The 14,821-nt window shown below is 61.4% G+C and carries 15 protein-coding genes; all 15 read left to right on the top strand.

Translation table 11 applies throughout. The features are described from left to right. Nucleotides 1-67: 67 nt before the first annotated feature. Nucleotides 68-904: a transcription termination/antitermination protein NusG gene (gene nusG / locus H7C86_RS14000; RefSeq protein ID WP_182261698.1), complete on the top strand. Its 837-nt coding sequence runs from the start codon at nucleotides 68-70 to the stop codon at nucleotides 902-904. Between the two features lie 66 nt (nucleotides 905-970). Further along, nucleotides 971-1,405 carry a 50S ribosomal protein L11 gene (gene rplK / locus H7C86_RS13995; protein WP_003941896.1) on the top strand — a complete coding sequence of 145 codons (435 nt, stop codon included), beginning with the start codon at nucleotides 971-973 and terminating at the stop codon, nucleotides 1,403-1,405. A 109-nt stretch (nucleotides 1,406-1,514) separates the two neighbouring features. Continuing rightward, nucleotides 1,515-2,234, top strand: a complete 720-nt coding sequence (rplA, locus tag H7C86_RS13990) for a 50S ribosomal protein L1 (protein ID WP_003941982.1) — start codon at nucleotides 1,515-1,517, stop codon at nucleotides 2,232-2,234. Nucleotides 2,235-2,386: 152 nt separating this feature from the next. After that, nucleotides 2,387-3,079, top strand: a complete 693-nt coding sequence (locus tag H7C86_RS13985) for a hypothetical protein (RefSeq protein ID WP_046378226.1) — start codon at nucleotides 2,387-2,389, stop codon at nucleotides 3,077-3,079. A 418-nt stretch (nucleotides 3,080-3,497) separates the two neighbouring features. Then, nucleotides 3,498-4,070, top strand: a complete 573-nt coding sequence (gene rplJ / locus H7C86_RS13980) for a 50S ribosomal protein L10 (RefSeq protein ID WP_182261697.1) — start codon at nucleotides 3,498-3,500, stop codon at nucleotides 4,068-4,070. A 78-nt stretch (nucleotides 4,071-4,148) separates the two neighbouring features. After that, nucleotides 4,149-4,535 carry a 50S ribosomal protein L7/L12 gene (gene rplL, locus H7C86_RS13975; protein ID WP_003941857.1) on the top strand — a complete coding sequence of 129 codons (387 nt, stop codon included), beginning with the start codon at nucleotides 4,149-4,151 and terminating at the stop codon, nucleotides 4,533-4,535. Nucleotides 4,536-4,793: 258 nt separating this feature from the next. Further along, nucleotides 4,794-5,915, top strand: a complete 1,122-nt coding sequence (locus tag H7C86_RS13970) for an ABC transporter ATP-binding protein (protein ID WP_024487305.1) — start codon at nucleotides 4,794-4,796, stop codon at nucleotides 5,913-5,915. A gap of 9 nt (nucleotides 5,916-5,924) precedes the next feature. Beyond that, on the top strand, nucleotides 5,925-6,719 hold the full coding sequence (locus tag H7C86_RS13965) for an ABC transporter permease (protein ID WP_003942038.1): 795 nt from the start codon (nucleotides 5,925-5,927) through the stop codon (nucleotides 6,717-6,719). 5 nt (nucleotides 6,720-6,724) lie between these two features. Then, nucleotides 6,725-7,585: an ABC transporter permease gene (locus tag H7C86_RS13960; RefSeq protein WP_047268907.1), complete on the top strand. Its 861-nt coding sequence runs from the start codon at nucleotides 6,725-6,727 to the stop codon at nucleotides 7,583-7,585. Then, the gene (locus H7C86_RS13955; RefSeq protein ID WP_019744311.1) at nucleotides 7,582-8,943 is read left to right on the top strand and encodes an MCE family protein; all 1,362 of its coding nucleotides are present in this window, start codon (nucleotides 7,582-7,584) and stop codon (nucleotides 8,941-8,943) included. The genes H7C86_RS13960 and H7C86_RS13955 overlap by 4 nt, the downstream gene beginning before the upstream one ends. Further along, a complete protein-coding gene (locus H7C86_RS13950; protein WP_019744310.1) occupies nucleotides 8,940-10,019 on the top strand; it encodes an MCE family protein in 1,080 nt (359 codons plus the stop codon). The genes H7C86_RS13955 and H7C86_RS13950 overlap by 4 nt, the downstream gene beginning before the upstream one ends. Further along, entirely contained in the window at nucleotides 10,016-11,011 is a 996-nt protein-coding gene (locus H7C86_RS13945) for an MCE family protein (RefSeq protein ID WP_003942053.1), read from the top strand. The genes H7C86_RS13950 and H7C86_RS13945 overlap by 4 nt, the downstream gene beginning before the upstream one ends. Next, nucleotides 11,011-12,264: an MCE family protein gene (locus H7C86_RS13940; RefSeq protein ID WP_003941941.1), complete on the top strand. Its 1,254-nt coding sequence runs from the start codon at nucleotides 11,011-11,013 to the stop codon at nucleotides 12,262-12,264. Before H7C86_RS13945 ends, H7C86_RS13940 begins: the two co-directional genes overlap by 1 nt. Continuing rightward, nucleotides 12,261-13,538: an MCE family protein gene (locus H7C86_RS13935; protein WP_020906821.1), complete on the top strand. Its 1,278-nt coding sequence runs from the start codon at nucleotides 12,261-12,263 to the stop codon at nucleotides 13,536-13,538. Before H7C86_RS13940 ends, H7C86_RS13935 begins: the two co-directional genes overlap by 4 nt. Then, nucleotides 13,535-14,782 carry an MCE family protein gene (locus H7C86_RS13930; protein WP_019744308.1) on the top strand — a complete coding sequence of 416 codons (1,248 nt, stop codon included), beginning with the start codon at nucleotides 13,535-13,537 and terminating at the stop codon, nucleotides 14,780-14,782. Before H7C86_RS13935 ends, H7C86_RS13930 begins: the two co-directional genes overlap by 4 nt. The last annotated feature ends 39 nt before the right edge of the window (nucleotides 14,783-14,821 follow it).

Here is a 14,821-nt window from a genome sequence, read left to right as displayed (position 1 = left end):
CGTCTTTGCCTGCGAGCGCGACAAGACCCGACCCGGGTCCGAGTAACGAGAGGAAGCGAGTGCCCCAGTGAGCACCCCCGAGAACGACACGAATGAGGCTTTGGCCGAAGAGCGTGTTTCTGCCGAGGCGGCAGCCGAAGTAGACGTCGTGGTTGCCGAAGGCACCGATGCAGACGTTGCCGAAGGCACTGATGCAGACGCTGCAGCGACCGAGGACGTCATCTCCGACGAGGCCGAGAACTCCGACGAGGCCGCTCCCGCCGCCGAGCTCGAGGTCGAGGATCCCGTTGCCGAACTCAAGGCTGCGCTGCGTCGCGCCCCGGGTGACTGGTACGTCATCCACTCGTACGCCGGTTACGAGAACAAGGTCAAGACCAACCTCGAGACTCGCGTTCAGAACCTCGACGTCGGTGACTACATCTTCCAGGTGGAAGTTCCCACCGAAGAGGTCACCGAGATCAAGAACGGCCAGCGCAAGCAGGTCAATCGCAAGGTTCTGCCCGGATACATCCTCGTTCGCATGGAGCTCAACGACGAGTCGTGGGGCGCAGTGCGCAACACGCCTGGCGTCACCGGTTTTGTCGGTGCCACGTCGCGTCCCTCGCCGCTGACCCTCAACGAGGTCGTCAAGTTCCTGCTCCCGCAGCAGGAGCAGAAGAAGCAGCAGGCTGCAGCGGCCGCCGTCGCAGCAGGCGAGGCACCGTCCGAGTCCTTCGGCAAGCCCCTCATCGAGGTCGACTTCGAGGTCGGCGAGTCGGTCACCGTCATGGACGGCCCGTTCGCAACCCTTCCGGCCAGCATCAGCGAGGTCAACGGCGAGCAGCAGAAGCTCAAGGTTCTCGTGTCGATCTTCGGTCGTGAAACCCCGGTTGAGCTCAACTTCAACCAGGTCGCGAAGATCTGACCACCCCAAAACTTGCAATTTGTTCGACGCAAGACACACACCCAAGCTAGAAACTAGGAACTAGAGATGCCCCCAAAGAAGAAGAAGCTCGCCGGGCTCATCAAGCTGCAGATCCAGGCAGGTCAGGCTAACCCTGCACCTCCCGTGGGTCCCGCGCTCGGTCAGCACGGCGTGAACATCATGGAGTTCTGCAAGGCCTACAACGCGGCGACTGAGTCCCAGCGCGGCAACGTTGTGCCGGTCGAGATCTCGGTCTACGAAGACCGGACCTTCGATTTCAAGCTGAAGACCCCTCCCGCCGCCAAGCTGCTCCTCAAGGCAGCCGGCGTCGCCAAGGGCTCCGGCGAACCGCACAAGACCAAGGTTGCCTCGGTGACCATGGATCAGGTGCGCGAAATCGCGAAGACCAAGGCTGAAGACCTCAATGCCAATGACATCGAGCAGGCCGCGAAGATCATCGCCGGCACCGCTCGTTCCATGGGCATCACGGTCCAGGGCTAATAGTCCGCTCCACAGCACTACGTGGGAGGGCCGGCCAGGCCCCGACCACAACTGAACCATTCACCACTGCACAGGTAATTCGCTGCAGTGATAAGTAAGGACAGAACAAATGGCAAAGCGCAGCAAGGCGTACCTCGCCGCCGCTGAGAAGATCGACGCAGACAAGCTCTACAGCCCGCTTCAGGCTGCAAAGCTCGCCAAGGAGACGTCGTCCACCAAGATGGATGCAACCGTTGAGGTTGCAGTTCGTCTGGGCGTCGACCCCCGTAAGGCTGACCAGATGGTCCGCGGAACGGTCAACCTGCCCCACGGCACCGGTAAGACCGCTCGCGTCATCGTGTTCGCTGTTGGCGAGAAGGCAGCAGAAGCCGAGGCTGCAGGCGCTGACGTAGTCGGTGCAGAAGACCTGATCGAGCGCATCCAGGGTGGATGGGTCGATTTCGACGCCGCAATCGCGACTCCTGATCAGATGGCCAAGGTCGGCCGCATCGCCCGTGTCCTCGGACCGCGTGGCCTGATGCCGAACCCGAAGACGGGCACCGTCACGGCGGATGTCACCAAGGCTGTCAACGACATCAAGGGCGGAAAGATCAACTTCCGCGTCGACAAGCAGGCCAACCTGCACTTCGTCATCGGCAAGGCATCGTTCGACGATGAGAAGCTGGTGGAGAACTACGGCGCAGCCCTGGACGAGATCCTGCGTGCGAAGCCCTCGTCGGCCAAGGGTCGCTACGTGAAGAAGATCACGGTCTCGACCACCACCGGTCCGGGCATCCCGGTGGATCCGAACCGTACTCGCAACCTCCTCGAGGATGCTGCAGACGCGTAAGCAGTCCGCATACGAACAAGAAGGCCGGCAGGGATCACTCCCTGCCGGCCTTCTTGTCTGTTTCGGGAGAGGGTGATCCCTGCCGGTGGTATCGGTCCAACGGGGGTATCGATCCAACGGTGGTATCGATCTAACGGTGGCATCATCGGGGTATGCACGAAGCGTTCCAGTTCCTCGGAAACTTTTGGTGGCTGATCTTCGTTTTCGGCGGCACCATCGGTGGGGCGCTGAAAGGTGTCGCGGTTGCCAACGAAAGGCGGATCGAGCGCCGGCAAGAGCGCTTCCGGCTCAAACAGCAGACCAAGGTCGCCGTCGCGCAGGCCAACGCACAACATCACGCCGACGAAGAAACGCAGCGCCGAGAGCTGGCCAAGGCCATCGAGCAGCACGATGCGGTCGACGCCCGATGGTTCTCGTACGAGCTCGATCCGGTCACACTGCTCGACACTCCGATGATGACGGACATGCGTGAGCCTTTGACGGCCGATTTTCATCGAGCCAAATATCGTGCCGATCTGCTCCGTCCAGGCAATCCGGAGACGATGATCGGCAACCAGCAGGCGCAAACCGAGTACCGCGAGGCGGTGCACACTTACTCGATCGCCTTCGAGATCGCGGAAGCGGAGGCGAAGCGTCGCCGACGGAGCGGATTCACCCTCGACGAACAAGAGCGCCTGGTAAGGGCGCAACGTCTGCTGCGCCTGGCCATGGACGATGGCGCGACGCCACAGGAACGTCAGAGTGCGTATCGGAAGGCTCACAAGGAACTCGACGGGCTGCTGGTGCTGCCGGACCGAGCTCGGGCAGAGATCGAACACAAGATCGCCAGGGCCATCGGTGCGTGAAGAAACCAGCTGCGTGACGAGGCCGATTTGGTTATGCAGCGAGTAGTCAGGTAGTCTTCGACGCGGAGTTCAGTGCTGGATATGAACTTCACCCCAAAATCATGTTCTACCCAAGACCGTTGGTGATTGCACTCAGTAATGAGTGTGGTTGAAAGTCCGGGAGTGCCCGGCGGCCCACGTAGGTGAACGAGGTAGGGGGATAGCTTGATGTAGTGGTTCTACAGTTTGCCTGGTTATGCACTGCTTTGCGTTGCATCGTTACGCTGATTCGTAAGCCTCTTCTTCATGTTTCCTCTGTACGCCCCGTGCGCTTGCGCCGGGGCGTTTTGCATGTCGCGGACTGTGTCTTCTCGGGTTCACCCGATGAGGTGCAGCGGTTCCTGAGTGGGACAACGACTGTCACGAGAGGAGGCGAAGTATGGCAAAGCCTGAGAAGGTTTCCGCAGTTGCGGAAATCACCGAGCAGTTCAAGGGTTCGACCGCCGCTGTGGTCACGGAATACCGTGGCCTTTCGGTTGGCAACATCACGACACTGCGACGCGCTCTCGGAGAAGGTGCCACCTACTCCGTCGCCAAGAACACCCTGGTCAAGCGTGCCGCCGCAGAGGCTGGCATCGAGGGCCTTGATGACCTGTTCGTTGGTCCGACCGCCATTGCATTCATCAAGGGCGAACCGGTCGACGCTGCGAAGGCTCTGAAGAACTTCGCTAAGGACAACAAGGCGCTCATCATCAAGGGCGGCTACATGGACGGCGCTGCGCTGTCCGTGGAAGAGGTCAACAAGATCGCGGATCTCGAATCCCGCGAAATCCTGTTGGCAAAGCTTGCCGGCGCGATGAAGGGCAACTTGGCAAAGGCCGCAGGCCTGTTCAATGCTCCCGCTTCGCAGATGGCCCGTTTGGCCGCTGCCCTGCAGGAGAAGAAGGCCGCAGAAGGCGGAGCCGCAGAGGCTGCCACCGAGGCTCCGGCCGAGGCCGAAGCCGAAAGCTGATCCGCACCCGCGCATCACTGCTATAACCCCGCCCGGTCGCGGATCAGCGACATGGGACTTACAGGAAGGACCGCCACAATGGCGAAGCTCAGCACCGAAGAGTTGTTGGACCAGTTCAAGGAGCTCACCCTCCTCGAGCTCTCGGAGTTCGTTAAGGCATTCGAGGAGACCTTCGAGGTCACCGCTGCTGCTCCCGTCGCCGTCGCCGCTGCAGGCGCACCGGCTGCCGGCGCAGAAGCTGCTGAAGAGCAGGACGAGTTCGACGTCGTCCTCGAGTCGGCTGGCGACAAGAAGATCCAGGTCATCAAGGTCGTCCGTGAGGTCGTTTCCGGCCTCGGCCTGAAGGAAGCCAAGGACCTCGTCGAGAGCGCTCCGAAGGCCATCCTCGAGAAGGTTGCCAAGGACGCCGCAGAGGCTGCCAAGGAAAAGCTCGAAGCTGCCGGCGCAAAGATCGTCATCAAGTAAGACGGTTTTCCCGCTGCTCTTCGCGAGTAGTAACGAAGAGGGCCACTCCCCACGGGGAGTGGCCCTCTTTTTTGAACTTTTTTCGCGGGTGATATGTCGGAATCCATGCAGGTGGGAGGGGTGCCCGAACTAGGCTGTGACCTGAATTATGCTTCTTCCCTACTCGTTAGTAGTATTCGCAGTCACGGGTACCACTCCCATGCGATAGAGTGACCCAACCCACACGGGTGCATGCATGCAACGGACGTCGCGGAGGTAATGGTGGGAGTCGAGGTAGCGGTACAAGGACTGACAAAGTCTTTCGGGTCGCAGAGGATTTGGCAGGACGTGTCGTTGACACTTCCCGCGGGTGAGGTCAGCGCACTGCTCGGGCCTTCGGGTACCGGTAAGTCGGTGTTCCTGAAGTCCCTGATCGGACTGCTCCGCCCTGAACAAGGCTCCATTGTCATCGACGGCACGGACATCCTGCAGTGCTCCTCCAAGGAGCTCTACGAGATCCGCAAGCTGTTCGGCGTTCTGTTCCAGGACGGCGCACTGTTCGGCTCGATGAACTTGTACGACAACATCGCATTCCCGCTTCGTGAGCACACCAAGAAGTCGGAATCCGATATCCGCAAGATCGTGATGGAGAAGCTCGATCTCACGGGTCTGGTCGGCGCCGAGGACAAGCTTCCCGGTGAGATCTCCGGCGGTATGCGCAAGCGTGCCGGTCTTGCGCGTGCACTCGTTCTCGATCCCGAGATCATCCTCGTCGACGAGCCTGACTCCGGTCTGGATCCGGTGCGTACGACGTACATCAGCCAGACGCTGATCGACATCAACGCCCAGTCGGACGCGACGATTCTGATCGTCTCGCACAACATCAACCTCGCACGCACGGTGCCGGACAACATCGGCATGCTCTTCCGTCGTCAGTTGGTGATGTTCGGTCCTCGTGAGGTGCTGCTCACCTCTGACGAGCCCGTCGTCAAGCAGTTCCTCAACGGAACGATGATCGGTCCGATCGGTATGTCGGAGGAAAAGGACGAGGCTCAGATGGCGCACGAGCAGGCGCTCGTCGACGCCGGTCACCACGCCGGTGGTGTCGACGACGTCGAGGGCATCGTGCCGCAGATGAAGGCCACCCCCGGAAACCCGGAGCGTCAGGCTGTTCGTCGTCGCCAGGAGCGCGTCCGCCAGATCATGCACACCCTCCCAGCTAACGCTCAGGCGGCAATTCAGGACAGCCTCGACGAGGTTGACGGAACTGGGCAGTACGCTCCCCAGTACGCCGACGCGAGCGGCTATCAGGGGGAGTGGAACGACAACTCGCAAGACACGCAGGTCATTCCTGCATACGAGGGCGATCCCTACGGAAACACGACACACGGGCAAGGGTAGGCATATCGGATGGGGGTTACCCGCAACTCGGTTCTGAGTCCGGTCAACGGAGCATTAACTCAGGCCGGAAACATCGTCGAACTGTTTGTCGACGTCGTCAGGAATACGTTCCGGCGTCCATTTCAGTTCCGTGAGTTCATCGAGCAGGCCTGGTTCATCGCCAGCGTGACAATTTTGCCGACGGCATTGGTAGCCATCCCTTTCGGCGCCGTCGTCTCACTGCAGACCGGTTCGCTGATCAAGCAGTTGGGTGCAGAATCGTTCACCGGCGCTGCCAGCGTCCTGGCGGTGATCCAGCAGGGTAGCCCTCTGGTGACAGCATTGTTGGTCGCCGGTGCGGCCGGATCGGCCGTGACGGCCGACCTCGGTTCACGAACCATTCGCGAAGAGATCGACGCGATGGAAGTCCTCGGAATCAATCCGATTCAGCGCCTGGTGGTTCCGCGTGTACTCGCGATGGTGCTGATCGCTGTGCTGCTCAACGGACTGGTGTCCGTCGTCGGTATCGCGGGTGGTTACTTCTTCAACGTGATCCTGCAGGGCGGTAACCCCGGTGCCTACATCTCGTCGTTCTCAGCTTTTGCGCAGCTACCGGACATTTGGAGCGGTGAGATCAAAGCCGCGGTGTTCGGTGTCATCGCCGGTGTGATCTCCGCGTACAAGGGACTCCACCCATCCGGTGGCCCGAAGGGCGTCGGTGAGGCGGTGAACCAGGCCGTCGTCATCACGTTCCTGCTGTTGTTCTTCGCCAATCTGATTCTGACGATGGTGTACCTCCAGATCGTGCCGGCGAAGGGATCTTGACCTAAATGACCATCGCACGAGGCCGCGGCGATCAGTTCCTGCTGAAGAGCCGCAAAATTGCCAGAATTCCAGTGAACGCGTTGGACCGCGCGGGCGAGCAGATGTCGTTCTACGCGCGCGCCATCGCATGGACCCCGCGCACCCTGCATCGGTACCGGAAGGAGACGCTTCGGCTGCTCGCCGAAGTGACCTTCGGTAGCGGTGCGCTCGCAGTCATCGGCGGAACGATCGGTGTCATCGCGATGATGTCGGGATTCACCGGTGTCGTCGTCGGTCTGCAGGGCTTCGCCGCTCTGGAGCAGTTGGGTAGCTCGGTCCTGACCGGCTTCCTGTCCGCATACGTCAACACCCGTGAGATCGCTCCGATCGTTGCGGCTCTTGCGCTCTCGGCGACGGTGGGTTGTGGTTTCACCGCTCAACTCGGTGCCATGCGAATCTCCGAAGAGATCGACGCACTGGAGGTCATGGCAGTTCCGTCAGTGCCGTTCCTGGTCACGACCCGCATGATCGCCGGCTTCGTCGCCGTCATCCCGCTGTACATCGTGGGTCTGCTTGCGGCGTACCTCGCGTCGCGAGTGATCAGTACCGTGTTCAACGGGCAGTCGACGGGCTCGTACGACCACTACTTCAATCTGTTCCTGCCACCGCAGGACGTGCTGTATTCGTTTGCGAAAGTCCTGGTCTTCGCCTTCGTGCTGATTCTGATCCACTGCTACTACGGGTTCCATGCCTCGGGTGGTCCCGCAGGCGTCGGCGTGGCCGTCGGCCGCGCTGTTCGCGCCGCAATCGTCACGATCGCCGTTCTCGACTTCTTCCTCAGCCTCGCAATCTGGGGCACCACGACGACAGTGAGGGTGGCCGGATGATCGAGGCTCCGTCAGTCCTGCGCCGCCGTGTGCTCGGACTCGTGTTCTTCGTGGTGTTGGCACTGTTCCTGGCCTTCACCATCGGAACCTTCAACAAGACGTTCAAGGACGTCGTGAAGATCGACCTCGTCACCGACACCGTCGGAAATGCATTGCCACCCAACGCGGACGTCAAGGTTCGTGGTCTGCTGGTCGGCGAGGTGCGATCCGCGTCGACAAAAGACGGCCAGGTCACCTCGGTCCTCGCGATCGAACCGGACAAGGCTGATCTGATTCCGTCGAACGTGACGGCACGTCTGCTCCCGAAGACGCTTTTCGGTGAGCGATACGTCTCCCTGATCATTCCGGAGGGAACCACCGCTGCGCCGATTTCCGCGGGAACGGTGATCCAGCAGGACAAGAGCGGAAACGCTGTCGAGGTCGGCGACGTTCTGGACGGACTGCTCCCACTTCTGCAGGCGATTCCGCCGCAGGATCTGGCGAACACTCTCGGTTCTCTCGCGCAGGGTCTGACGGGACGCGGCGCTGAGCTCGGTCTGACGGTCGATCGTCTCGAGGAGATCTTCCGCGGCGTCAACACCGAGCTGCCCGCGGTGCAAGAGGATCTGCGCAAGTTCGCGGACTTCTCCCAGACGTACTCGGACGCTGCGCCCGATCTGATCAACGCTCTCGACAATCTGCGGACCACGGGTAACACGGTGGTTCAGAAGCAGGACCAGTTGCGGACTCTGCTGGCGTCGCTCACCGTGACATCGTCGGACACCGCAGCCTTCCTCGAAGCGAACTCGTCCTCGATCATCACGCTCGCTGCGGATTCGAAGGAAGCTCTCCAGCTTCTGGCTCAGTACTCACCGACGTTCGGGTGCACGTTCAAGGGCTTCTCGGACACCGCCCCGGAAGCTGCCAAGATCCTGTCCACCGACGCGCCCAATCCTGGTGTGCGTGCGAGTATTCAGATCGTGAACCCCAAGGGTCGCTACCTGCCCAACCAGGACGAGCCACGGCTCGTCGACAACCGCGGCCCGGTTTGCTACGACAACGTCACCGAGCCAGGTCGTCCGTTCCCGCAGTACCCCGGTGGTTCGTACGGTGACGGTTCCTACCAGGTTCCTTCCCGCAATCCCGGTCCCGCCACCATGGAATTCCTGCCTGCACCCGAGGGCTCAGGACCTCAGTTGTTCTCGACCAACAACAGCGGCCCTGCTCAGCAGGCCGGCTACGCGGGCTCGAAACTCGAAGAGGATACGTTGAAGGTGATCTACGGACAGGCCAACGGTGTTGCGCCGGACGATGTTCCGGCGTGGACCACGATGGTCAGTGCTCCGGCATTTTCCGGTGCGGAGGTGAGCGTCCAATGAGAGGACTCGCAGCTCCACTGACAAAGCTCATCATCTTCGTGGTGGTCACCGTCCTGGCAACAGGATTGCTGGCCGCCAGCATCGCCAACCTCGGCGGCGGCGGAGGCACCAAGTTCAACGCCGTCTTCTCCGACGTCACTTCGCTGAACGAGGGTGACGAGGTGCGCATCGCCGGTGTTCGTGTCGGACAGGTCGAGAAGATCGCGATCGTCAACGACAACCAGGCCGAGGTGCAGTTCTCGGTGTCCGACCGTGATTGGTTGCCTGCCAGTTCCATCGCCACGATCCGGTTCCGCAACCTGGTCGGGCAGCGATACATTTCGCTCTCGCAAGGTGAAGGCAGCCAGGGACAGAAGATCACCGGCGGCGATACCCTGCCGTTGGCGCAGACTCGCCCGGCAGTCAATCTCACGACGCTGTTCAACGGATTCAAGCCGCTCTTCACCACCCTGAGCGCTGACGACGTCAACAAGCTGTCCTACCAGATCATCCAGGTCTTCCAGGGGGAGTCCGGCACCATCAGCGAACTCGTCCGCAACACAGCGAGTTTGACCAACACCGTCGCGGACAAGGACGCCGTCATCGGGGCGGTGATCAAGAACCTCAACGACGTTCTCGACACCGTCAACGCGAACGACAAGAACCTCGATTCGCTGATCGTCAACACCCAGCAACTCGTCACCGGGTTGGCCAACGAGCGCGGTGTCGTCGGTTCGGCCGTCACCTCACTCGCCGGGTTGACCGATGCCACGGCAGATCTGCTCGAGCCGACGCGGCCGTCGATTCAGGGCTCGATCACGGCGCTCAACACGCTGGCGACCACACTCAACCGTCGTAGTGACGACGTGAACGCGGTGCTCGAGACCTTGCCGGTCAAGCTCGACAAGCTCGCTCGCGTAGCCAGTTACGGTTCCTGGTTCCAGTTCTACCTGTGCGGAATCGACATCGTTGCCGGTCCAGGACAGTCTGCCTCGCTGAATCTGCCCACCGGCCTGCCGACGGTCAATCAGCCGATTTACACCAACGCGGCCACGCGATGCACTCAAGACGGTATGAGGGAGTTGCAAGGTCGATGAGTAAACGTCGCAGTCCGGCAATGGCCGGAGCCATCGGTATCTTCGTGGTGCTGTTGGCCACTTTGTCCGCGTTCTTCCTCGATTCGCTTCCGTTCGTGGGAGCAGGCTCGTCCTACTCCGCCGAGTTCTCCGAAGCTGCGGGTCTCAAGCCTGGCAACGAGGTTCGTATCGCCGGCGTGAAGGTCGGCAAGGTCACTTCCGTCGATCTCGACGGTGACCGTGTTCTCGTCGACTTCAAGGTCAGTGACGCGTGGGTGGGAGATCAAACCTCTGCGTCCATTCAGATCAAGACGATTCTGGGACAGAAGTACCTCGCACTCGATCCGCGCGGAACCGACAACCTCGATCCCAAGGACCGGATTCCGCTCGAGCGCACCACCTCTCCGTACGACGTCGTTCAGGCCTTCTCGGCAGCGGCGGACACCGTCGGCGACATCGACACCGACCAGTTGGCGAAGAGCATGGAGACGTTGTCCCAGGCATTCTCCGAGACACCTGGCGATGTCCGCGCTTCGCTCGACGGTGTCAGCCGGCTGTCGCAGACGATCGCGAGCCGCGATCAGGACCTGCAGAAGCTCTTCGCCGCCACCGGGAAGACGTCGCAGATTCTTGCGGATCGCAACAAGGAATTCACCCAGCTGATCCGTGACGGCGGACTTCTGGTGCAGGAACTCAACAATCGCCAGCAAGCGATTTCGCAGCTGCTCACCGGAACTCAGCGCGTCTCTCAGCAGCTCACCGGTCTCGTTCGTGACAACGAGGCGGCAATCGGGCCGGCGCTGACGCAGCTCAACGGCGTCATCGACATCTTGAAGGCCAACAACGAGAACTTGGACAAGGCACTGAAGCTCTACGAACCCTTCATTCGCTTGTACGCCAACGTGGTCGGCAACGGCCGTTGGTTCGACCAGGTCGTCGTGAACCTCCTTCCGCCGGGTCTGCCGGATATTCCGGGCTACCGTGACCCCGTTCGTACGTTGGGAGGCAACTGATGGCTGATACTGCCGAAGCCGGAAGCGGCTCCAAGAAGCGCTCGGTCGCGATCATCGCCGCTGTTCTGATCGGGTTACTCGTAATCGGTGGCGCGCTGTGGTGGGTGTTCACTCGCGCCGGTACCACCAAGATCACCGCCTACTTCGACAAGTCGGTGGGTATCTACGACGGTTCCGACGTTCGTGTTCTCGGTGTCAAGGTCGGCACCGTCGAATCCGTCGAACCTCAGGGAGATCAGGTCAAGGTCGAGTTGCGCGTCGATCGTGGGATCGACATCCCCGCCGGTGCCAGTGCCGCTCAGATCACGCCTTCGGTGGTTGCCGACCGCTACATCCAGCTGACACCGGTCTTCACCGGCGGCGACAAGATGGCCAGCGGTGCAGTCATTCCGATCGAGAAGACTGCGACGCCCGTCGAGGTCGACCAGTTGTACTCCAGCATCGACGAACTCGCGTCGGCGCTCGGTCCCGAAGGTGCCAACAAGAACGGCGCGCTGTCCGATTTCGTCGAGACGGGTGCGGCCAACCTCGAGGGCAACGGTGAAGCGTTGGGAGACAGCATCACCAACCTCTCGGATGCCGCACGGACGCTCAATGATTCGCGTGACAACATCTCGCTCACCATCAAGAACCTGGATACTTTCGTGGGCGCTCTCGCGGCCAACGATCAGCAGGTGCGTCAGTTCAACACCCAGCTGTCGGACCTGACCGGATTCTTGGCAGGTGAGCGCGACGATCTCGGTGCCGCTCTGAACCAGCTCTCGATTGCTCTCGGCGACGTCGCGAAGTTCGTGGCAGACAACCGTGATCAACTGGTCCAGACAACCGAGGGTCTCGTCGAACCGACACAGACATTGGCGAACAACAAGGAAGCCCTGGCCAACACGCTCACCATGCTTCCGTTGGCGATCTCCAACCTGGTCAACTCGTACGACGCCGAATCAGGTGTGCTGGCTTCACGTCTGGCGTTCCCTGATCTTCAGAACCCGGCCGGCGTGCTCTGCAAGTTGATGGACCTCGGCAAGCTGTTGCCCGGTGATCCTCGGTTCGAGGCATTGGGAAGGCAGATGCAACCGGCTATCGACCAGTGCGCAAACGTCGCGGCGATGACCGACGCAGCCAATCAGGCTGCAGGCCTGAACCTTCCCTTCGGCATCCTTGCCGGTTCCGAACGACAGATGCAGGTAGTTCCGGGCACTGTGCCCGGCGTCGTGTCACCGCGACTGACCAGTGGAAACGGGGAGGGCGAGTGAAGCGTTCATTGATAGTCGGCGCCGGCTTGTGCGCCGTCCTGATCTCGGCAACAGCCTGCTCGTCCGAGGGAATCTACGCGGTTCCGCTTCCCGGCGGTCCCGATGTGGGTTCTGATCCGATGCACTTGACCATTCAGTTCGACGATGTCTTGGACCTTGTTCCGCAGTCCGCTGTGAAGGTCGACGGTGTTCCGGTCGGTCGAGTCGACGACGTGTCGGTCGGACCGGACGGATGGACCGCGGACGTCGGAATCATCCTCGACTCGTCGGTTGATCTACCCGCCAACGCAATTGCCGCGGTCGAGCAGACCAACCTGCTCGGCGAGAAGTTCATCCAGTTGTCGGCCCCGCCGTCCGGACCGGACTCTGCGAAGCTGGCCGACGGAGACCTGATTCCGCTCGATCGCACTCGCCACGCCACGGAGATCGAGCAGGTTCTCGGCGCATTGTCGCTGCTGCTCAACGGCGGCGGTGTGGGCCAGTTGCAACCCATCGTCGAAGAACTCGGGGCCGCATTCGACGGTCGCGAGGGCAAGACGAGAAGTCTTCTGGAGCAGGCGAACACACTCATCGGTGGACTCAACGAACAGCGTGACGACATCACCCGCGCGCTCGACGGCCTGGATGTGCTCTCGACCCGCGTCAACGATCAGAACGAGAAGATCGGGAAGATTCTCGAGGAACTCCCCGTTGCGACACAGGTTCTCAACGAGCAGCGCCCGCAGCTGACGCAGATGCTTGCTCAGGTGGATCGACTCGGAACAGTGGGAACCGACGTCCTCACGCAGTCCAAGGACGATCTGATCGCTGATCTTCAGGCTCTGCGTCCAACGCTGCAGGCGCTCGCAGACTCCGGTGACGACTTCGTCGGGGCACTTCCTTTCCTTCCGACGTTCCCGTTCCCGGACGGTGTCGAGAAGATTGCGCAGGGTGGTTCCGTGAACCTCTTCCTGAGCGTCGACTTGCAGATCGGCAACACTCTCTCGGGTCTCGGTGTCGGACAGGGTGAACCGGAATACCGTCAGCCGAAGTTCGGCAATCCCAAGCCGGTAGTCGATCCGTCCAACCCGTACTACAACGGAAACGGACCGCGGCCGGGTTGGCCGACGGTGTCGCTGCTGCCGATCGCTCCGATCCTGCCGCAGATCCCCGTCGTCGCCGGTCTACCCGCCACCACCGCCGGTGACCCGGCAACACCGGCTCCGGCAGCGGACCCACTCAACCCCATCCAGGGAATGCTGGAACAGTTCGGAATCGGTGGTGATGGACAGTGAGATCAGCTCTGGTCAGATGGCAGCTCGTCGGCTTCGTGGTGGTCGCGCTTCTGGGTCTCATCTACGTCGGCGCCAAGTACGTGCGTCTGGACAACCTCATGGGGTTCGGTCAGTACACGGTCAAGACCGAATTGGCCACGTCCGGTGGAATTTTCACCAACGCCGAGGTGACGTATCGCGGTGTGCCGGTCGGTCGAGTGGGCGACATGTCGTTGACCGAGGACGGAATTCAGGTCGACCTGAAGATCGACAACAGTGCTCCGGAGATTCCCGCGTCGGCCCGTGCAGTCGTGGCCAACCGCTCCGCCATCGGTGAGCAGTACGTCGACCTTCAGCCCGATACCGATCAGGGACCGTTCCTCGCGGACGGCTCGGTGATCGCGGTGGGGGACACCACAACTCCGATCCCGATCGAGGATGTGCTGACCAGCGCCAACGGCTTGGTCAAGTCCGTGCCGGTCGACGCGCTCCACACCGTCGCCGTCGAACTCGGTGCCGCATTCAACGGCAAGGGCGAGGACATTCAGGTCCTGGCCGATTCGCTGTCCGGTCTCTCGCAGTCCGGGCTCGACACTCTGCCTCAGACGCTCGCGCTGATTCGGAACAGTGAGACGGTACTGACGACGCAGTCGGATCAGTCCTCCGCGATCAAGCAGTTCAGTACCGATCTCGATGCTGTCACGGCGCAGTTGCGGACCAGCGATCCGGACATCCGTCGCTTGATCGACAACGGCATCCCGGCCAGCGATCAGATCGGTGCCCTCATCAACGAGGCGGGCCCGAGCCTGACGACTGACCTGACCAATCTTGCCGCGACCACCAAGACGCTTGCACCCCGAACGATCGCGCTGCAGCCGTTCCTGATCTTCCTTCCCGGCCTGGCCGCTGCCGCACCGACGGTTGCTCCCGGCGACGGAACGGTCCATCAGGGCTTGGTGCTCGAGACCAACAATCCGCTCTCGTGCACGGTGGGTTACGAAGGCACCATGGCGATCCTGGACGAGATGAAGCGTCAGAATCCCAATTTCGACGACACCCAGCAGGACTTCCCGCTCAACACCGCCGCGTCGTGTGAGACGCCGCTGGGCAGCGAGACGGGCGTCCGCAGTGCCAACCGCGTGGTGTACGCCGATCCCGACACGATCCAGCCTTGGGACTTCAAGCCGAAGGTCGATCCGGACAAGTTGAACCTCAACCCGATCGCGACGCAGTTGGCGCCGTTGCTCGGAGTGACACCGAAGTAGACCGATCCGAATGTGGTCGAGTTTGTGCAGTTCAGGCTA

Origin of the sequence: Rhodococcus sp. UFZ-B548 (assembly GCF_903819475.1) — a bacterium.
GTDB lineage: Bacteria > Actinomycetota > Actinomycetes > Mycobacteriales > Mycobacteriaceae > Rhodococcus_F > Rhodococcus_F erythropolis.
This window is presented reverse-complemented; position numbering and strand designations above follow the sequence as displayed.